The 19,610-nt window shown below is 69.0% G+C and carries 19 protein-coding genes; 6 read left to right on the forward strand and 13 right to left on the reverse strand.

What is annotated here, in order from left to right; all coding sequences use genetic code 11:
- Positions 1-107 precede the first annotated feature (107 nt).
- The 5 genes from ACZJYS_RS03760 to ACZJYS_RS03780 form a co-directional block, all read right to left on the reverse strand.
- The gene (locus ACZJYS_RS03760) at positions 108-785 is read right to left on the reverse strand and encodes a 3'-5' exonuclease (protein ID WP_493175891.1); all 678 of its coding nucleotides are present in this window, start codon (positions 783-785) and stop codon (positions 108-110) included.
- A gap of 19 nt (positions 786-804) precedes the next feature.
- Positions 805-2,622, reverse strand: coding sequence for a DUF294 nucleotidyltransferase-like domain-containing protein (locus tag ACZJYS_RS03765; protein WP_493175893.1), 1,818 nt, complete (start codon positions 2,620-2,622; stop codon positions 805-807).
- 89 nt (positions 2,623-2,711) lie between these two features.
- Positions 2,712-4,388 (reverse strand): cation acetate symporter, encoded by a 1,677-nt coding sequence (locus ACZJYS_RS03770; RefSeq protein WP_493175895.1) that lies wholly within the window; start codon positions 4,386-4,388, stop codon positions 2,712-2,714.
- A gap of 11 nt (positions 4,389-4,399) precedes the next feature.
- Entirely contained in the window at positions 4,400-4,723 is a 324-nt protein-coding gene (locus ACZJYS_RS03775) for a DUF485 domain-containing protein (RefSeq protein WP_493175897.1), read from the reverse strand.
- 546 nt (positions 4,724-5,269) lie between these two features.
- Positions 5,270-5,653 carry a hypothetical protein gene (locus ACZJYS_RS03780; RefSeq protein WP_146201956.1) on the reverse strand — a complete coding sequence of 128 codons (384 nt, stop codon included), beginning with the start codon at positions 5,651-5,653 and terminating at the stop codon, positions 5,270-5,272.
- Between the two features lie 426 nt (positions 5,654-6,079).
- Here ACZJYS_RS03780 and ACZJYS_RS03785 point away from each other — a divergent pair, with 426 nt between their 5' ends.
- Both ACZJYS_RS03785 and ACZJYS_RS03790 read left to right on the forward strand, forming a co-directional pair.
- Positions 6,080-8,875, forward strand: coding sequence for a PAS domain S-box protein (locus tag ACZJYS_RS03785; protein WP_493175898.1), 2,796 nt, complete (start codon positions 6,080-6,082; stop codon positions 8,873-8,875).
- 38 nt (positions 8,876-8,913) lie between these two features.
- Complete coding sequence (locus ACZJYS_RS03790) at positions 8,914-9,552, forward strand: response regulator transcription factor (RefSeq protein ID WP_379651737.1); 639 nt, start codon at positions 8,914-8,916, stop codon at positions 9,550-9,552.
- A gap of 18 nt (positions 9,553-9,570) precedes the next feature.
- Here the strand turns inward: ACZJYS_RS03790 and ACZJYS_RS03795 are convergent, their stop codons facing one another.
- A complete protein-coding gene (locus ACZJYS_RS03795) occupies positions 9,571-10,026 on the reverse strand; it encodes a response regulator transcription factor (protein WP_146201955.1) in 456 nt (151 codons plus the stop codon).
- A gap of 259 nt (positions 10,027-10,285) precedes the next feature.
- Here ACZJYS_RS03795 and ACZJYS_RS03800 point away from each other — a divergent pair, with 259 nt between their 5' ends.
- Entirely contained in the window at positions 10,286-10,969 is a 684-nt protein-coding gene (locus ACZJYS_RS03800) for a helix-turn-helix domain-containing protein (protein WP_493175900.1), read from the forward strand.
- Positions 10,970-11,138: 169 nt separating this feature from the next.
- A complete protein-coding gene (locus ACZJYS_RS03805) occupies positions 11,139-11,981 on the forward strand; it encodes a universal stress protein (RefSeq protein ID WP_109518754.1) in 843 nt (280 codons plus the stop codon).
- An 11-nt stretch (positions 11,982-11,992) separates the two neighbouring features.
- On the opposite strand, the gene ACZJYS_RS03810 is transcribed toward ACZJYS_RS03805, so the two are convergent.
- The 4 genes from ACZJYS_RS03810 to phoU form a co-directional block, all read right to left on the reverse strand.
- Positions 11,993-12,190 carry a hypothetical protein gene (locus ACZJYS_RS03810; RefSeq protein ID WP_493175903.1) on the reverse strand — a complete coding sequence of 66 codons (198 nt, stop codon included), beginning with the start codon at positions 12,188-12,190 and terminating at the stop codon, positions 11,993-11,995.
- Positions 12,191-12,196: 6 nt separating this feature from the next.
- Entirely contained in the window at positions 12,197-12,505 is a 309-nt protein-coding gene (locus ACZJYS_RS03815; protein WP_493175905.1) for a hypothetical protein, read from the reverse strand.
- An 18-nt stretch (positions 12,506-12,523) separates the two neighbouring features.
- On the reverse strand, positions 12,524-13,069 hold the full coding sequence (locus ACZJYS_RS03820; protein WP_493175907.1) for an Hsp20/alpha crystallin family protein: 546 nt from the start codon (positions 13,067-13,069) through the stop codon (positions 12,524-12,526).
- A 368-nt stretch (positions 13,070-13,437) separates the two neighbouring features.
- The gene (gene phoU, locus ACZJYS_RS03825; protein ID WP_493175909.1) at positions 13,438-14,124 is read right to left on the reverse strand and encodes a phosphate signaling complex protein PhoU; all 687 of its coding nucleotides are present in this window, start codon (positions 14,122-14,124) and stop codon (positions 13,438-13,440) included.
- Between the two features lie 199 nt (positions 14,125-14,323).
- On the opposite strand from phoU, the gene ACZJYS_RS03830 reads away from it, so the two are divergent.
- Positions 14,324-15,028 carry a CBS domain-containing protein gene (locus tag ACZJYS_RS03830; RefSeq protein ID WP_493175911.1) on the forward strand — a complete coding sequence of 235 codons (705 nt, stop codon included), beginning with the start codon at positions 14,324-14,326 and terminating at the stop codon, positions 15,026-15,028.
- Positions 15,029-15,590: 562 nt separating this feature from the next.
- Here the strand turns inward: ACZJYS_RS03830 and ACZJYS_RS03835 are convergent.
- The 3 genes from ACZJYS_RS03835 to acdA all read right to left on the reverse strand — a co-directional run bounded on the left by ACZJYS_RS03835 (position 15,591) and on the right by acdA (position 18,520).
- On the reverse strand, positions 15,591-15,779 hold the full coding sequence (locus tag ACZJYS_RS03835; RefSeq protein ID WP_493175914.1) for a hypothetical protein: 189 nt from the start codon (positions 15,777-15,779) through the stop codon (positions 15,591-15,593).
- 66 nt (positions 15,780-15,845) lie between these two features.
- The gene (locus ACZJYS_RS03840) at positions 15,846-17,180 is read right to left on the reverse strand and encodes a tetratricopeptide repeat protein (protein WP_379637419.1); all 1,335 of its coding nucleotides are present in this window, start codon (positions 17,178-17,180) and stop codon (positions 15,846-15,848) included.
- 116 nt (positions 17,181-17,296) lie between these two features.
- The gene (gene acdA, locus ACZJYS_RS03845) at positions 17,297-18,520 is read right to left on the reverse strand and encodes a 3-sulfinopropanoyl-CoA desulfinase (RefSeq protein WP_493175917.1); all 1,224 of its coding nucleotides are present in this window, start codon (positions 18,518-18,520) and stop codon (positions 17,297-17,299) included.
- A gap of 106 nt (positions 18,521-18,626) precedes the next feature.
- Here acdA and ACZJYS_RS03850 point away from each other — a divergent pair, with 106 nt between their 5' ends.
- Positions 18,627-19,508, forward strand: a complete 882-nt coding sequence (locus ACZJYS_RS03850; RefSeq protein ID WP_109518747.1) for a LysR family transcriptional regulator — start codon at positions 18,627-18,629, stop codon at positions 19,506-19,508.
- Positions 19,509-19,610: the final 102 nt, after the last annotated feature.

Here is a 19,610-nt window from a genome sequence, read left to right on the forward strand (position 1 = left end):
CCTCACGTATCATGGGCGCCGTCCTGCACCGGGCCGCAGGGCGCCGCCCTGACCTCGATCAGGAGGGGCAGGGCCGGGGCCGTGACGGCCGGGCGGCTCCGCCACGGTCAGGCACCGGTCGGCATCTCACCCATGCCGCTTCGCGGGCCGCGCCGGAGGCGGACGCCACGGCGCTGGAGGTCGCGCAGCTGGAGGTACATCATCGCGGCCATGAGCGCGTCGGTCCCCGCGTCGTGCAATCCGAGGTTGGGAATGCCGAGGTCCCGGAGGATCGTGGCGAAGCGGAGGTCCAGCACCGTGCCCGGCGGCGCGCCACCATATTTGCGGTCGTGGTAGAGACGGGAGACCTCGATCCGGCGGTTCGGCAGGCTGGTGCGGAGCCGGTCCCGCACATACCGGTCGAGCATGCCGGCGTCGAAATCGATGTAGTAGCCGAGGAGCGGCCGGCTGCCGATGAAGCGCAGCAGGTCCGGCAGCAGGTCCTGCATGCCCGGGCCCGTGCTGATGTCCTGGTGGCGCAGCCTGTGCACCTTGATCGCGGCGGGCGGCGGCATCACCGCCGGCCGCACCACGGCCTCGAACCGTTCGCTCAGCAGGATGCGGTTGCCGCGGAGCCGTATCGCCGCCAGCGCGACAATCTCGTCGCGCCGGATATCCAGCCCGGTCGTCTCCAGGTCGAGCGAGACCACCTCGTCCTCCGGCCAGGGATCGAACAGGAAGCCATAGGCCGGGTCGGCGAGCCGTGCCCGCAACCAGCGCCGCCGCACGGCCTGCAGGATGCTCACGGCCCGGCTCTCCGCATCCTCAATGGCCTCGCAGATTGTAGTGGCTGCGGATCACCTCGCGGAACTGCCGCACGATCCGCAGGGCGTCGCGCAGGATGTCGCGGTCGGCGCTGGTCAGCAGGCCCAGCCGCACGGCCGCATCGGGCCCCGGCGTGCCGCGCCGCGCGGCCTCGAGCTGGGCGCGCAGCCGGAACTCCATGAAAACCCGGAGCGCCCCCACCAGCTCACGCCCCAGAGCCGCATCCAGCGCCCCTGCCTCGACCAGCGCCGCGATCCGGAGTGCCGTGGGCTGGGCGGCGATGCCGCGGCCGATGGCCAGGGTGCGCACGCCGTGAACCAGCGGGAAGATGCCGGCGCGCTTGATATCGACCTCGTCGGAATTCATGCCGACCGAGGCGAGAAGCGAGCCGAGCAGCCCGACCTGCGGCTCCGCGAAGGTGTCCACCAGCTGGGCGAAATGGGCGAGCAGGGCCCCCTCCCCTCGCAGGGCGGTCAACAGGGTCATCCGCGCCTGCTCGAGCAGCTCGCCGCGGCCGGATACGGCGGCCGCGTCCCAGAAGATGGCCAGGTTCATCGCCGCCTCGGGGCTGCGGTCCACAATCCAGCCCCTGAGCTGGCGCTGGAAGCCGTCGAGGGTCTGCGACCACAAGGGGTTGCGGACCATCACCCCACCCGGGCAGCGCGGGAAGCCGAAATCGTCCAGCGCCCGGGTGAAGGCCTCCCGGAACGCGGCCAGATCCGGCTCCGGCACCGGCGTTGCCAGGAGAAGGCCGTTATCCTGGTCCGTCCGGAGGGTCTGCTCGCCACGGCCTTCGGAACCCATCAGCAGCAGGCATCCCCCGCTCTGCACCGATGGCGGGGCGACCAGTTCGAAGAGGCGCGCGAGCAGCCGGCGGTTGAGGTCGGAGGTGATCTCGGCGATCGCCTCGATCCGCACGCCTTGCCCGTGCAGCCGCAGGACCTGCGCCTGGATGTCGCGCGCGGCCACCGTGAGGTCCTCCACGCCGCGGGCGCGGTCAATCCGGCCCGGGATCAGCTGCGAGTTGCCGGCGACCAGGCCCAGGATATCGATGTCCTCGAGAAAGCCGACATAGCGGCCTTCCCGCCGCACCGCGAGGCGCCGCTTGTCGTGCCGTGTCATCAGCAGGATGGCCTCGTAAAGGAAATCCCCGGCCTCTATGGAGACGACATCGAAATGCGTGACATCGCGGACGGGGGTTTCGAGCGGCAGGCGCCGCAGGACGACCGCCTTCGAGAGGTTCATGCCCGTCACGACCCCGGTGCGGTCCCCATCGCGGACGAAGAGGGCGTTCGCATTGACCCTCCTCATGCGGTGGCCTGCTGCCTCGATCGTCTCGCCGCCGTCGATGACGTTCGAATCCCCGCGCTGGGCGTCGCGCACGCGCGCGCGCAGCACAGATTCGAATCCATCCGGCCGGCGCGCCCCGGCCAGAGCATCGAGCTTGCGCGAGACCTCAGCATAGAAGAAGGCGGCGAAGCCCGCATTGCGGCTGACCAGCCTCGTGACGGCAGGGCGGGGGACCAGATGGCACAGCGTCTCTTCCGCGGCGATGAAGTCCTCCCCGGCCGCGCCATGCACCAGGGCGCGCGAGTCGAAACTGTCGCCCGCGCGCAGGAGGGCTGTCATGGCACCGTCCTGCCGAACCTCCACCACGCCCTTGATGATGACGTGGAGCTGCCCGGATGGCTTGCCCGCGGCCACGATGACATCACCCGGCGCGAAATAGCCGATATCGGCGCCCGCCCTGATGTCCTCGACCTCCTGCTGGGTCAGGCGGTCGAAGGGCGGATTGCCGGCATCGAAGCTCTCGGCCACCTGCATTGCTCCCCCGCTGCTGCATTCCCAGGGCCCGGGCCGCCTGTGGCCTGGGCTGTGTTCCGGCGGACGGCGGCGCCGGGTTGGCGTCAATGCACGCTGGCGCCTGCCGCTCCGAGCCCGGTCTCCGACCGCACATACTGCATGTTGAACGCGGCCTGCTCCCGCCGGGCCCGCTCGCCGCTGTCCATCTTGGAAAACAGCCAGATCCCGGCGAAGGCGATGGCCATGGAGAACAGCGCCGGGTTGTCGTAGGGGAAAAGCGGCGCGGCGTAGCCGAAGGTGTTCACCCACACGGCGCGGCTGAACACGACCATCAGGACCGCGCTGATCAGCCCGAGGAAGCCGCCGATGAAGGCGCCCTGGGTGGTGGTCCCGCGCCAGAAGATGGACATGAGCAGGACGGGGAAGTTGCAGCTGGCGGCAACCGAGAAGGCCAGCCCCACCATGAACGCCACGTTCTGGTTCTCGAAGACGTAGCCGAGGAAGATCGCGACCAGGCCGATCACGATCGCTGTCCCCTTCGAGATCCGGACCTCCCGCTGCTCATTGGCCCGGCCGCGGGCGATGACGGAGGCGTAGAGATCGTGGCTCACGGCCGATGCGCCGGCGAGCGTCAGGCCCGCCACCACCGCGAGGATGGTGGCGAAGGCGACGGCGGAGATGAACCCCATGAAGAGCGAGCCGCCAACGGCATCCGCCAGATGGATGGCCGCCATGTTGGTGCCGCCGATGAGGTCGGTGATGCGGTTGTAGCCGCCGCCGGGCCCGGTCCGGAAATAGGCCGCATCGTTCATCAGGAAGGTGATGGCGCCGAATCCGATGATGAATGTCAGGATGTAGAAGTAGCCGATCAGACCGGTCGCGTAGAACACCGACTTGCGCGCCGCCTGGGCGTCTGACACGGTGAAGAAGCGCATGAGGATGTGCGGCAGCCCTGCCGTGCCGAACATCAGCGCGAGGCCGAGCGACAAGGTCGAGACCGGGTCCGCCACGAAGTTGCCCGGCGCCATGATGGATTGCTGCCGCGGATGCATGGCGACCGCATCGGCGAACATTGCCGCCGGGCTGAAGCCGTAGCGCCACAGCACGGCCAGGGCCATGAAGGTCGCGCCGCCCAGCAGCAGGCAGGCCTTGATGATCTGGACCCAGGTCGTGGCCTTCATCCCTCCGAAGGCGACATAGACGATCATCAGGATGCCGACGATGAAGACGGCGTAGAGGTACTTCATGCCGAAGAGCAGCTCGATCAGCTTTCCGGCGCCCACCATCTGGGCGATCAGGTAGAAGGCGACGACGACGATCGTCCCGGTCGCCGAGAGGATGCGGATGGGCGTCTGTTCGAGCCGGAAGGACGCCACGTCGGAGAAGGTGAAGCTGCCCAGGTTGCGCAGCCGCTCGGCTATCAGGAACATGATGATCGGCCAGCCGGCCAGGAAGCCGATCGAGTAGATCAGCCCGTCGAAGCCGCTCGCGAAGACAAGGCCGGAGATGCCGAGGAAGGAGGCGGCGGACATGTAGTCGCCCGCGATCGCGAGGCCGTTCTGGAATCCGGTGATGCCGCCGCCGGCCGCGTAGAAATCCGCCGCCGACCTGGTCTGCCTGGCGGCCCGATAGGTGATCCCGAGCGTCGAGAGCACGAAGATGGAGAACATGACGATGGCGGGCCAGTTCAACCCACGGCCGGCCGCAGCCGCCGCGCCCTGCGCCCATGCCGCTGCCGGGGCGGCACAGAGGAGGAGGGCCGCCAGGAGGGGCGGAAGCATCCTGCGGGGCATCATGACAGCACCTCGTCCTGCAGGCTGCGGGTCAGCTCGTCGAACCGGCTGTTCGCACGGACGACGTAGATGCCCGTCAGCACGAAGGCCGCGACGATGACGCCCAGGCCGAGGAGGATGCCAAGGGTCACGACGCTGCCGCCGATCCGCACCGCCATCAGCTCCTTGGCGAAGGCGACAAGAACGATGAAGCCGAAGTAGAGCCCGAGCATGAGCGCCGAGAGGATCCAGGCCAAGCCCGAGCGTTGACGCACGAGCGCCTGGAAGTTCGGGCTGCGAAGGATCCGCTCATGCGAGGTCTCTGGTCGCTCATTCTTGTCCATGAGGTCATCTCCTGTTGTGCCGGCTGAAAAGCCGCTTTCCTGGAAACAGGTGTTCCCGGCCCGCCCGGCCGGTGATCCGGCCGTGGCCGCCCGTGCCGCGCCGCACGCCGTCGCCCACGCCGCACCGGCCGGGGAAGGCGGAGAGGCAGGCCTGGATGAAGCGCTCATCGTCGTTTCCGGAACAGCGACGGCACGCTGCACCGTGCGCGCCGCTCGAACACTGCGACAGATCAGGATGCTCCCTCGGTCCGGATCGGTACCGGAACAGGCGCCCGGCACCACGGAGGCGAGGGTCGGCCTGGCGGAGCACGGGCATGGCACTGCCCCCCGCATCACGGCCTGCCGGAGAGACGGCCGCGCAGGGGGGCAGCGCCCGTTCGTCATCCCTCATGCCCGGTTCGGTTGGCTGGCTGGTGCGGCAAGGGCAGCAGTGAGGCATTCTCGGTTGCGGTTCAGCCAGAACTCACAACCGGACCGCTCACAGGGCGGCGCAGATGCCAGGATTCCACGCGAAGAACGCGGCGCCGAGGGCGGCCAGGACAGGGCCTAGTTGCGCGCCCTTGTCTCGGCCAGAGTGCCGCAGCACTGCCGGAGGCGGCTGGCATAGGCGGCGCTGACCTCGGCATGGCGCGCCATGGCTTCGAGCAGCACCGTCATCAACGAGGCATAGGCCGCCGGCAGATCCTGGGGACGCCGGCAGGACAGCATATCCTCCAGCCCCTTGCCGTAGCCGGTCTGCGCCGCGCCCAGCACGTCGAGCTCGCGAATGAACGCTTCGCCCATGATCTTCTGCGCTTCCAGCATCGTCCGGTAGGACGTCTGCCATGGGACGTTCAGCATGGCATCCGGCCAGGCCGCACCATCGCTCCACCCGAAGGGAGGAGCCTTGGCATCGGGGCCCGCGGAGGTAACCTGATCATCGGGGGGCATGACCTGCTCCTGTCACATGGTGCCACCCCATTGGTGGCACCGCAGGCTGCCGCGCCGCGCGCTGCAACGGCACTGATCTGGATCACCTCCGGGACGGAGTCCCGGATCTCGGTTTCTGCGGCCCGGCGCGGAGGGCACGCCTTTGTGGACAGCATGCCTGCAAGGTGCTGAAGATGATCGGCACGTGCTTACCGGAGACGCAGCAACGGGCGCAGCACCATGATATTTTCAGGCCGCCTGGGAGCATGGATGCGCGGCGGGCCTCGGGCTGGTCCGGCGGCCCCTGCGCCGGCGCGCTCTCCTGGCCCCGCCACGCAGGATCGCGGCACTGCCGGGCGCACGGCCCCGCGTGTTCCGGGCCTGGCCGCCTTGGGCACGCTGCTGGGGCGGGCCTTCCGGCGCGGCGGCCGGTCCGGCACGGCCGGGATGCCGGATCACCTGCTGCAGCGCAAGGCGAAGATCGCCCTGGGGGAGAGCGAGGAGCGCTACCGCACCCTCTCCGACGCGACGCGCGAGGGCGTTGCCATCCACCACCTCGGCCGCATCGTGGACGCGAACGCGGCGTTCTGGCGCATGTTCGGCTATGCCTCGCTGCAGGAGGTGATCGGCCGCGAGACCCTGGACTTCGTGGCGCCCGAATTCCGCGAGGATGCACCGCGCAGCGCCTCCTGCGGCGATGGCAGGCCTCACCGCGGCCGGGGGCTGCGGGCCGATGGATCGACCTTCCCGGCCGAGTTCCAGGGCTCGCCGGTTGCCTACCGGCGCCAGAGGATGCAGGTCCTCATCGTCCGGGACTGCACGGCGGAAGAAAAGGCGCGGCAGAGCCTGCGGGAGAGCGAAAGAAACCTTCGCCTCACACTGGAGACGCTGGATCTCGGCGCCTTCATGTCGCGCACGCCGGAGGGCGTGGTCGCCTACTGGTCGGCCGGCTGCGAGCGGATCTTCGGCTGGAGGGCGTCGGAAGCGGTCGGCTACCCGCTGCACGAGCTTCTGCGCACGGTGTTTCCCGTTCCGGTGTCGCAGATCCAGCAGGCCCTGCTGGCATCGGGCGAGTGGTCGGGCGAGCTGGTGCAGCACACGCGGAGCGGGGAAGCGCGCAGCATCGCCGTGCGCAAGACGCTGCGCCGCGGCAGCGACGGGGTGCCGCTCGTGGTGATGGAATCGGTGGTCGACGTCACGCCGCAGCGGCGCGCCGAGACCGCGCTGCGCGAGCGGTCGCGCCGCCTGGCGCTGTTGTCCGAAGCGGCGGCGAACCTGCTGGGCGCAGGCGATCCGGAGCAGGTTCTGCGGGGGCTCTTCGCCACGCTCTCGGCGGATCTGGGCGTGGATGCGGTGTTCAGCTACCTGCCGGAAGCCCAGGCGTGGCGGCTGGCGGCGGGCATCGGCCCGGATCCCGGCCAGGTCGCGGCCTTCAGCCTCCTGCCCTCCGGCCCGGCGATCTGCGATGCCGTGGCGCGGAGCCGCGCGCCGGTGCATTGGACGGCGCAGCCGGATCCGGCGGCGGCGCAGGAACAGGCCGCCGCTCCGCCAGGCATCCAGGCCTATGTCTGCTTTCCGCTGCTGGCCGGGGAGGATGTTCTGGGCGCGCTCGCCTTCGCCAGCCACGCGCGGGAGCGCTTCCAGGAGGAGGACGTCGCGTTCCTGGCCACCATCGCGCAGCATGTCGCGGTTGTGCGCCGGCGGCTGCGCGCGGATGAGGAGTTGCGCAAGGCGGAGCGGCGTTCGCGCGCGCTGCTGGATGCCGCGCCGGTCAGCATCGCCCTGCTGGAGCCCGGCTCATTGCGCGTGCTGCGGGCCAACCAGCGTGCCTGCCTCGAACTCGGCTACAGCATGGCGGAATTCACCACGTTGCGGATCGCGGATCTGGAGATGGCCGGCACCGCCGGGCGCAGCCTGGCCATCGCGGCCACGCAGCTCGGGGCGAAGGGCGACGAGGTCAGGACACGCTTCCGCAACCGCGCGGGCGACAGGCTTGACATGCTGGTGCGCGTCGAGCCGGTGGAGATCGACGGCGAGAACCTGGTCTATGCCTCCTGGACCAACGTCACGGAGCTGAGCCGCATCCGCTGGGCGCTGGAGGAAAGCGAGGGCCAGCTCCGCTCCATCCTGGCCACGGTACCGGATGCGATGGTGGTGATCGACGAGAGCGGCCGCATCGTGTCCTTCAGCGCCACGGCGGAGCACCTGTTCGGGTGGCAGGCGGTGGAGGTCCTGGGCCAGGAGGTGTCGGTTCTCATGCCGGAGCCCGACCGGTCGCGGCACGCCGGCTACTTGTCGCACTACCTGCGGACGGGGGAGCGCCGCATCATCGGCATCGGCCGGCGGGTGCATGGCCAGCGCCGCGATGGCTCGGTGTTCCCGATGGAATTGACGGTCGGCGAGGTCAGGACCAAGGAAGGCCACCTGTTCACGGGCTTCCTCCGCGACCTGAGCCAGGACGAGGCAGCGCAGCGGCGCCTGAACGACCTGCAGACGGAGCTGCTGCACGTCTCCCGCCTCAGCGTGGCGGGCGAGATGGCCTCCGCCCTGGCGCATGAGCTCAACCAGCCGCTGACCGCGATCGCCAGTTCCACCAGGGCCGCGCTGCGCCTGCTGGAAGCCTCGCCCGGCCATGCGATGCTGCCGCCGCGCGTGCTGGAAGCCTTGCAGCGCGCCGCCAGCCAGTCGCTCCGCGCCGGGCAGATCGTGCAGAGGCTGCGCGACTTCGTGATGAAGGGCGAAGTCGAGAGGGAACCCGTCCTGCTGCCCGATATCATCGGCGAGGCCAGGGAGCTGGCGCTGCTGGGCGTCGCCCATCATGGCGTGGAGATTTCCATCCAGCTCGACCAGGACCTTCCGCCGGTTCTGGTGGACCGGGTGCAGATCCAGCAGGTGGTGCTGAACCTGATCCGCAACGCGGTGGAAGCGATGAGCGAGGCAGGCGGCCAGCCGTGCCGGCTGACGATCAACGCCACGCGCCGCGGCGCCGGGATGCTGGAGGTCGCGGTGCGCGACACCGGGCCGGGCCTTTCCCCCGCCGTGGAAGCCCGGCTGTTCGAGCCTTTCGTGACCACCAAGCGCGGCGGCATGGGGGTTGGCCTGTCCATCTGCCGCTCGATCGTGGAAGCGCATGACGGCCGGCTGTGGAGCGAGCCGAACCCCGGCGGGGGCGCGGTGTTCCGCTTCACCCTGCCGCTGCTGGTGCCATCGGACGCCAGGCTGCTGCAGGAGGAGAAGCCATGACAGCGGCGGCAGCACCCGGCCCTCGCCCAGGTCAGCCCATGGTGCATGTGATCGACGACGATGAGGATGTCTCCTGGGCCGTGGCAACCCTGCTGGAAGCGGCCGGAACACCCGCCCGCACCTACGCCTCGGCCGGGGAGTTCCTCGAGTGCCTGCCATCCCTCGAATGGTCGGCAGGGGGATGCGTGCTGACCGACATCCGCATGCCCGGGAAGGACGGGCTCGACCTGCTGCACGACCTGAGGAGGCAGGGCTTCCGCCATCCGGTGGTCGTCATGACCGCCCATGGCGACATCGCGACGGCGGTGCGGGCGATGAAGGCAGGCGCATCCGATTTCATCGAGAAGCCCTTCGATGACGAGGTGCTGCTCTCCACCCTCCGCACCGCCATGGCCGGGCCGCCCGGCGAACCCGGCACCCTGGACGACCCGCCCAGGAACGCCAGCCAGAGGACGGACATAGCCCGGGCCGCCGAGCGGGTGGCCACGCTGTCGCCGCGCGAGCGCGAGGTGCTGGAACTGGCCATGGAAGGCAAGCCCAGCAAGGTCATCGGCTTCGAGCTGGGGATCAGCCCGAGAACCGTCGAGGTCTACCGGATAAAGCTGATGGCCCGGCTCGGCGTCGGCAGCTTTGCCGAGGCGGTGCGCCTGGCCGTGCTGGCGCAGTATGGGCGGTGACGCCGGCGCCGCAGCGCCTCAGCCCGGCTCGGCGTCCCCGAGGGCGGCACGCACGGAGCGCAGCACATCCTCTGGCACCAGAGGGTCGGCATACCAGACCAGGGAATGGCCAGCCGGCGGCTCCACCTGCGCCGCCACGGGCCATGTCAGGATGACAGCCGGGATGACCCTTCCGGCGCGCCGCAGCGGCAGCAGCACCTGCAGGCCGATGCGGTCCGCCTGGGGGCGCTCGGCCATCAGCAGGCAGCACCATCCGGCACTCTCCGCGCCCAGGCTGTCGGCCACCCGCAGCAGCGCGCCGAGGCTGGCGAAGGGGTAGGCCAGGAAGCCGTGCGATTCCAGCATCAGCATCAGGGCACGCCGGGCCGCGGGATCGGCGCTGAGCACGAGGACGCGGCCGGGCTTGGCGGCCAGAGGGTCGCCCTGCCCGCTTGCGCTCTGGCATGGCTGCTCGCGGGGTGGTTCCCGGCTCATCTGCATGCTGTCCCGTCATCGTCGGTGCAGCCGGGGGCGCCGCCGTGCCTGCCGCGTCCTGCCCAGCCAGCGGCAACCTGAGCCTGCGGCGGCAGCCCTGCCCTGACACGGATCAGGATGAACCAGAAAGTTTAATGCCGGCAGGTGAATACTTGCCGGAACTTCGCTACGTGCTTCTACGGAACGTGATTTTCCGGAATGTTACCGAAACGATAAGGCGCTGATACTGCGCTCGCTCGTTTCGGAAGGAAGTCGATCCATGCAAAGCGTTGCGCTGACCGGCATGCGCTTGCCTTTCCCTTTCACGGTCGCTCCGGAGCGGAGCGACCGGGCCATCCCCGGCCGGCCAGGCCGGCTGCTGCGCGGCGCCGAGATCTACGCCGAGGGCTCCAAGATCCGGCAGTTCTACAAGGTGGTCTCGGGCGCCGTGCGCGTGTGCCGCGTGCTGCCGGATGCGCGGCGCTTCATCGCGCAGTTCGCCCTGCCGGGCGAGGTCTTCGGCCTCGACGGCGTGGAGGAGCACCGCTTCTCGGCCGAGGCGATAACCGAGGTTGTGCTGATCGCCTTCGCACGCAAGGACATCGACGCCTACATGGACGAGGAGCCGCTGGCGGCGCAGTCCTGGCAGGCCTTCACGCTGGAGAAGCTGGCGGCGGCGCAGGACCGCTCGATCCTGCTGGGCTGCCGGAGCGCCACGGAGCGCGTGGCGCACTTCCTGCTCGACCTGGCGGCCCGCAGCTGCCCCGGCCGCCCGTCGGTGGACCTGCCGATGTCGCGCTACGACATCGCCGACTATCTCGGCCTCACGGCGGAGACGGTCAGCCGCGTCCTCACGGCGCTGCGCAAGTCCGGCATGATCGCCATCGAGGACAACCACACCCTGCACATCCTCGAGCGCGAGAGGCTGACCGAGGTCGCCGACCTGAGCGGCGTCCCGGCCTGAGAAGGATGCGCGGCGAGCCCCTCCCGGCTTTCCGCCAGCGGGCCAGCCAGCCCCAGCCTTCCACGATCCTCCAGATTCCCGGCCGCTGGCGGCTCCTCCGGCCGGCACCACCCTCGTCGCAACACAGGCCGCCCGCGGCATGCCGGCTGCCTGAACCTGGAGCGGAGCGATGTCGCTGAAAGACATTCTCGTGTATCTGCCGAGCCCGGAGGTGGCCCCCCGCATCCTGGACCCCGCCATCTCGCTGGCGAAGCACCACGGCGCGCACCTGGCCGCCTTGCACGTCTACAGCCTGGACTGGCCCATGATGGCTGCCGCTGATGGCTATGTCAGCCCGGCCACATGGCGGCTCGTCCTGGAGGAAGCCGAGCAGGCCGCCAAGGAGCGGGCGGAGCAGATCCACACCCAGTTCGAGAAAGCCACCCGGCGCGAGGACATCCCGGCGGAATGGCGCCTCGTGGAGGGGATGGTGGATTCGGTTCTGGTGCAGCACGCCCGCTACGCCGATGTCACGATCCTCGGCCGCTCCGACCGGAACGGCATCGAGGCCGATCTGGCCGAGGAGGTCATGTTCGATGCGGGCCGGCCTGTGCTGCTGCTGCCGCCGAGCCCGCCGCGCGATTTCACGGCCCGGCGCGTGCTGGTGGGCTGGAACGGGCGGCGTGAGGCTGCGCGCGCGGTCGGGGATGCCCTGCCGCTGATCCAGGCGGCGGAGGCGGTGCAGGTTCTCTCGGTGTTCGCCCGGGCGGAGGAGCAGGCAAGCTGTCAGGTGCAGACCGAGGACATCGCGCGCCACCTGGCCCGGCACGGGGCCACCGTCTCCGCCGCCACCACCATGGCCGGCGGCGACCTGCAGGTCGAGGACGTGCTGCTGAGTGCTGCGGCCGATCTCGGCGCGGAGCTGCTGGTGGTGGGCGGCTACGGCCATGGCCGCATGCGAGAGATGGTGCTGGGCGGCGTGACCCGCAGCCTGCTGCATGGCTCGACCATTCCGGTGCTGCTCTCGCACTGATGGCGCGCGGCTCATGACAGGGCGGCGGCCAGGGTGGCGCGGAAGCGCAGCAGGGCCGCCGCCAGCACCGCCAGCCCGATCGCGGCCGCCGCCGCGAAGGCGGGCCAGGCCGTGTCCAGCCCCGCCCCGCGATACAGGATGGCCTGTGCGAAGGACACGAAGTGGGTGGAGGGAAAGACGATCATCACCGCCTGCAGGGCGCGCGGCATGCTCTCTCAACGGGTATTGCCGCCGGAGAGCAGGATCATGGGCTGCACGATCAGGATGAACAGCAGGCCGACCGCCGTGGCGTAGAACAGGTAGAGCGCCACCCCGGTGAGGAACAGCGCGACGGACCCGGCGATCGGCACGCCGAGCAGCCCGCGCAGCACCAGCCACAGGGAGAGGCCGGCGGCCAGCGTGATGACGGCCCAGCCACCGCCGCCATCGCGGCCCGGGCGGACCCGCGATGGCGGCGGGGCCGGTACCAGCGGCAGGCCGATGGCGGCAGGCGATTCCGGGGCGGGATCACGCGTGTCGCTCATGCTCCCCCGGCGACAGCCTCAGGAGGCCGATTTGACCTCGATCCTGCGCGTCTGCTGCGCCGCTTCCGCCGTCTTGGGCAGGATGACCGACAGCACGCCCTTGTCGAAGCTGGCCTCGATGCCGTCGCGCCGCACGCTCTGGGGCAGCTCGAAGGAGCGGCGGAAGCTGCCGAAGCGGCGCTCGGACAGGTAGTGGTTCGCCGTCTTCTCGTCCCGCTGTTCCTTCTTCTCGCCCTTGATGGTGAGCATGTTGCCGGACAGGCTGATCTCCACGTCATCCCGCCCCAGCCCCGGCAGCTCGGCGGTGATGCGGAAATCCTTGTCGCTCTCGGTGACGTCCACCGCGGGCAGGGCGGCGGTGAACGGCATGTCGTTGCGCCAGGGTGGCATCATTTCGCCGCGGCGGAGCGGGCTGCCGCCGAAGCCGCGCCAGAGATTGTCGAAGACGCGGTCCATCTCGTCCCGCAGGCCCGCCAGCGGCTGCCAGAAGCGTTCCGGCATCGCCGGTGCAGGCGGCTGCACCGGCTGCACGGCCTTCGGGATGCTTACCGTGTTGTCGGACATGATGATTCCTCCTGTGTCCCATGGCAGAGGCAGCGGATCTCGCTGCCCGCCACGGCCCCTGGTTACAGTCTCCGTGCTCCGGAGCGATGATCTGCGTCAGGCTGACGAGCATTGCGCGCAATGCGCGGCGCTCCACCCGGCAACCGCGGCTGCCGCCGCGGCCAAGCCCGCAGGGCTGCGCGGCAACGTCCCGGTGCCGCACCTGATGGCGGCCTGCCTGGCGGAGTCCACCGGCCTGTCGGGGGCGATGCCGCCGGCATCCCGGAGCTCGCCGCATGCGGGCCGGCCGGCGGGCTGCTGCATGAGGTCCTGCGCGCGGAACTCGCCCGCGCCATGCGCACCGGCGGCCCTGCCACCGGCGCCGGACCTCACCTCCTGGGGCGCTGCACCGGAGCGCTGGCGCCGCGAACGGCATAGTAGGCCATCTCGGCAACATTCACGGCATGATCGCCGATGCGCTCGAGGCCCTTGATGACATACATCAGGTGCGTGCCGGTGTCGGGCTCGCACCGCCCCGCCGACATCTGCTCGAGAACGGCCTGGGAGGCCAGGTCGTAGAGCGCGTCCACATCGTCATCGGACTGGCACACCGCCCAGGCTCCCGCTGCGTCGGCTTCGACCAGGGACCGGACAGCCTCCTTGATGTTCCGCTGCAGCAGCCAGGCCATCTCGCCCAGCGTCGCCCGGTGCAGCCAATCGGGTATCCGGCGCAGGGCCCGGCTGCGCTTTGCGATGTTCGCCGCATAGTCGCCGATCCGCTCGAGATCATGGCTCGTCTTGAGGGCCGCGACGATGAGGCGGAGATCCGCGGCGAGAGGCTGCTGCAGCGCCAGCAGGCGGATGCATGCGGCATCCACGTCGCGCTCCAGGGCGTCGAGCTGCACATCACGCCGGAGCACCTCCTCGGCGAGGCCGTTGTCGTGCTGCAGAAGGGCGGTGCTCGCATCGCTGACCTGGCGGATCGCCCGGCTTCCCATCTCCTCGATCATCAGCCGGAGCTGCTGGAGATCCTGGGCGAGGCGTCCCTGGCCCCTTTCCATATAATGACCCTGCATGACCTCGCTCCACCTGACCCTGCCGGGATGCGCTGCCGGTGTGGAAGACTGGCACCGGAGGCACGGCCCCTGCCCTGACGGACATCAGCCGGCCGGCGCGACCGAAGGCCCGCGGAAGCTGCTCCAGATCAAGGTTCCCCGGAGCACGGGCCTGATACTGCTGCACCGAGGAAACCGTGCAGGAGAAGGAGGCTGTCTCATGCAAGTGCAATCGATCATGACCCGCGACCCTGTGGTCGTGCCGCCCGACATGGCCATCGAAGCCGTCGCGCAGCTGCTGGCGCAACGCCACATCTCCGCGGCCTTCGTGGTGGATGGCTCCGGGACGCCCATCGGCGTCGTGAGCGAGGGCGACCTGATCCGCCGCCTGGCGCCGGCGGGCGAGGAGGCGGGGCTCGGCTGGCTGGCCCGGCAGATGATCAACCGCGACCGCGCTGCCACGCAGTACGTCAGGACACATGGCCGGCATGTCCGGGACATCATGTCGCCCAATGTCGCCGCAGTGGACGAGAGCGCCGCCGTCGGCGAAGCCGTGGAAGTGATCCAGAAGCGGAACGTGCGCCGGGTCGCGGTGCTGCGGGACGGCCGCCTTGTCGGGGTCGTGTCCCGGGCGGACCTGCTGCGCGTGATCATCGCGGAGGGCGACCGGGTCGGTACCGCCGGGCCTGACCAGCGCATCCAGCAGGCGGTGGTGGAGGAGATGCGTCGTCACAGCTGGGCCACCGAGCATCTGACCAGCGTGATCGTCGAGAACGGCATCGTCCGCCTGGAGGGATATTGCCGGTCGGAGGCGGCGCGGCGGGCAATCTGCGTCGCCGCCGAGCGCGTCGAAGGCGTGCGGGGGGTCGAGGACAGGATGGAGATCAGCCCCCTGCACGACTACTCGCTGTATCCCCAGATCTGAGGCCACTGCGGGGCCGGGCGGCATCGTCGCCCGGCCTTGTCCTCACAGCGCCAGGGCGGCGTCCTCGGCGGCGGGCTTCTTCTCCGGAAGCTCGGTCATGGTAGCCTCGGTCAGCAGCAGCAGGCCGGCCACGGAGACGGCATTCTCCAGGGCCACGCGCACAACCTTGGTCGGGCCGAGGATGCCGGCGGCGACCAGGTCGGCATACGCGTTCCTCGCGGCGTCGAAGCCGATGCCCCCTCGCCCGCCCGCATGCGCGCCACCACCACGCCGCCATCCGCGGCCGAGTTCTTGGCGATCTGCCGGGCCGGTGCTTCCAGCGCGCGCCTCATGAGCTGCACGCCAGTCCGCTCGTCGCCCTCGCAGGCCCGTTCGAGGATATCGCTGCCGATCACCCCGCGCAGGGGCATGAAGGGTACACCCTTCCCGGAGGCCTGCAGCATGGTGTGGATCGCTGGGCAGGTTGCGTCCCGGACGGTGATGGTGCCGGCCTTCAGTGCCGCTGTGAAGCGCGGCGCAAAGCCGGCCTCACCGAGTGATACCGCGCTGGTCTCCACCTCCGTTACACATTCCGCGCCGATAAGCAGGTCGGTCGTGAAGCCAGAAACCGGCACGCCAAGCAGCGCAGCCCGCGCGCGCCGCGTCGGACCAGTGCCTTGGCCAGTGCGACGGAGGGCAAGGAGTTGTCCGGCGGCATCGCGATCAGCGCACCGTCCGGCACGCTCGCGGCCATGGCGTCAAGTTCGATCACAGGGCGATCTCCTCCTGCTTGTCTGAGCCGGCCAAGACATGGGCCCTGCCTCGCGCCTCCCGCATGTCAGGCAGTCCTATAGATCTGACGCGTGACATCCATGTGCCGCTCAACGGCCGCTTTGTTCCGCGGCCGCAGCGCGACCCGCTCCGCCAGCAGCATCCGTGTCCGTGGCAGATTGCTCGCGCGCCGGGTTGCCTCGATGAGGTACTGGTCAATGATGTCGCGCTGAGCGTGGCTGGCGCCGATCGGCGCGTCATTGTTGTGCAAGGGCGCGAACTCGTCGACGGCACCGGCGTAGTCGCCCTGCTCGAAGCGGAGGATACCACGGCAGAGTGGCAGGCCGATCGCCCGCACCACTGCGGCGCTGTCGCCCGAGTCCTGTGCGGCGAAGTCTTCCATCGAGGCAAGGAGACGTTCGGCCGCCTCGAAGCGGTGCTCCTTCGCGAGGGCCATCATGTAATGCAGATCGGTAAAGATCAGACCATGGTCACCGATGCTCTGCTCGGCGAAATCTGCCAGCTGCGCCCATCGGCTCCCAACATCGATCCCGAGCAGTTCCAGCCGTGCCAGCAGCGAGGCAGCGTTCTGGATGTCGAGGTAGAAGGTCGAGCCGTCGTTTCGCACGGAACGGTCATAGAGATCGAGCACCTGCTCATAATGCCCGCTCTCCAGGTGGAACAGGGCGAGGTGCCACCAGAGATGGCCCTTGAAGGGGTTGCGGTCGGACCAGTGGTTCTCCGGCCGCGTCAGCCAGTCGATGCCTTCCTGCTGCCGGTCCTCCATCTCCAGCACATGCGCGACGGCGTGCAGGGCCCATAGGTCGTTCGGGTTGTGCTGCACGGCCAGCCGGCCGAACTTCTCGGCCTCGCGGTACTGGCCGCACTCCTCATAGCCGAAGGCCAGCATCCCCAGCACATTGCCGTAGCCGGGCATCTCCTGCGGCCAGCGGTCAAGCACGGAGGCCGCACCACCACGGAGCGAGTGCTGGCGTCCCGTCCAGAAGCAGTTGAAGTGGTGCATCCGCAGCGCGACGATGTCGAGCGGATAGGCGCTGAGGAGCTGTTCCCAGACCGTGATGGCCTTGCCGGTCCGGCCCTCCGTCCAGGCGCGCAACGCCTCAATGTGCATCCGCTCACGCTCTGTCGCTCCGGCCGCTTCGGCAGCCGCCGCACGCAGCGCCGACTTCGCATTGTTCAGGACGGAGAAGGAACCGTACATCATGAACTGGTAGCCGCGCAGGCAGTGAGCCATCGCGAAGTGGGGGTCCGCCTGGATCGTGTCCTTGATCGACTGCATCGTGGCCAGGCGATACTCGAGCAGGTTCTGCTGGGCAACGCCGTAGAGTAGCGCAGCATCCTGGCTGGATGTCGTGAGCGGGTAACCCTGAGCGTCCTTCACGTCGCCCCTCCTGCCTTTCATCACGCCGCGGCGGCGTCTTCATTCTCTGAGCCAAGACCAAAACCCGGGCCTTGCGGATAGACCCTGAACCTCAACCAAGGCCAGGTTGGGGATCTCTACTCGGCCGCGACCTTCAGGGCTTCGCGCCGGTAGCCATCCCGTGTCTGCGGCAGCTTGCGGTCCAGGAGCCGGGCGGCGATCTGCGTCCGCAGAACCTGCGCCGTGCCGCCGCCGATCGTGAACATACGCGCGTCCCGCACCATGCGCTCTAGCGGCAGGTTGCGCGAGTAGCCCCGGGCGCCGAAGATCTGCAGCGCGTCGTTCGTGACCTTGATGGCCATCTCGGAGGCCAGCACCTTGGCCTGCGCGGCCAGCAGGGGGTCAGGAAAGGGGTTGGCGCTGTTGGCCGCGTTGTAGAGCGACAGGCGGGCGGCATTGAGCTGCACCGACATGTCCGCCAGCATCCATTGCAGGCCCTGGAACTCAGCGATCGGGCGGCCGAACTGCTGGCGCGACTTGGCGTAGTCCAGGGCGTGTTCGAAGGCCCCTTGCGCGAGGCCGAGCGCCACGGTCCCGGCGCCGACGCGCTGGCTGTTATAGGCGTTCATCAGTTCGGCGAAGCCTCGGCGCCAACCTCCGGGTGGCTGCAATGCCATGCTCACGGGGACCTCGGCGTCCTCCATGATCACCTCGCTCTCGGGAATACCGCGCAAGCCCATGGTGGGCTCCCGCCTGCCGATCCGAAAGCCTCTGGTGTCCGGCACCTCAGGGTCGCCGTGGACGATCAGGAAGCCGCCGATACCCTGTTCCTGGCCGGCCTCGTCGAAGACGCGCGCGAAAACGAGGTGCAGCTTCGAGACGCCCGCACCGGTGATCCAGTGCTTCTTGCCGTTCAGCACGTAGACATTGCCACGCTGAACAGCGGAGGTCGTCATCTCCGTCGCGGCGGAGCCGGCATCCGGCTCGGTGATGCAGATCGCGGGCTTGTCCCCGGCCAGCACGATCCGGGCGGCCAGCCTCTTCTGCTCCTCCGTGCCATAGCGCATCACGGCGGAGATGGCGCCCATGTTGGCCTCGACGGCGATACGGCCCGTGACGCCGCAGACCCGCGCCATTTCCGCGACGATGAGGACGGCGTCCAGGAAGCTGCCTCCTGCTCCGCCATATTCCTTGGGGATGGTGTAGCCGATCAGCCCGGCCTCGTTGAGAGCCCGGACATTGTCCCAGGGATAAGCTTCGGCGCGATCGGTCTCAGCAGCGCGGCCACGCACGACGGTCTCGGCAATTTCCCTGGCCAATCCCTGAAGGCGTGCCTGCTCAGGCGTCAGGTTGAGCAGCATCGGAGCGTTTCCTTGTTATCGCGGATTTCGGCCAGATTGGCACACACGACCACAAGGTAAAGCGATAAGGTTTTGCACTTAAGATAAATTAAACTCATGATAGGCTATGGGAATCCGGCATCTGAGAACCCTTGCCATGATCGCCGACAGCGGGGGCTTCAGCGCGGCGGCCGAGCGGCTCTTCATCACGCAATCGGCAGTGAGCCTGCAGATGAAGGCCTTGGAGGAGGAGTGGCGGATCACGCTCTTTGACCGGACCACCCGACCGCCGGTGCTGAACCGGCACGGCTGGACACTGGTCCACCGCGCGAGGGCACTGATCGACCAGTACGACGCGCTCAGGGCGTCCGTTCACGCGGCACCCTCAGAGCTGATCGGATCATTGCGCATCGGCGTCGTTCCCTCGGCCGCGGCGAACCTCCTCCCCCGGGTTCTGCTCCGGCTGCGGGACGTTCATCCGGGGCTGACAATTCATGCGGAGAGCGGCCTTTCAGCTGAGCTCATGTTCAAGGTCGGCCAGGGACGCCTCGACGCCGCCGTCGTGACCGCCCCGGATCGCCTGGATATCGGCTTGGCCACCGAGCTGATCCGGCAGGAGGAGCTGAAGCTCTTCGCGCATGACGATTTGGTCCTGCCGGATGTCGATGACATGCTGGCGAAGCGTCCCTTCATCCGGTTCAGCGGGGCAATGGGCGTAGGACGGATCGTGAACGAGGCGCTCCATTCCAGAAACGTCAAGGTAAACGCCATCCTCGAGCTGGATTCCATCGAGGCGATCCTCGGCATGGTCAACCTCGGGCTCGGCATCGCGATCCTGCCCGAGCACTCCATGGCACGTTGGCGAGATCATCGCCTCAACGAGCTGTCGCTCGATCCGCCGGTCCGGCGGAACCTCGTGCTCGTCGCCCGCCGCGAGTACGTCGAACTGCCAGCAGTGGGCTCCCTGCTGGAGACGTTCCGAAGCGTTGCCTTTGATGAAGGACCGTGAGGAGACCGCTGCCGGGCGATCTCCTTATGCCCCTACCCTTTTCGTCAGCCGGCTCACGGTTTAAGGCCAGCGAGAGGCTTTGCAAGGTATCCGGCCTGCCAG

This window comes from Roseomonas sp. TS2, assembly GCF_058833935.1.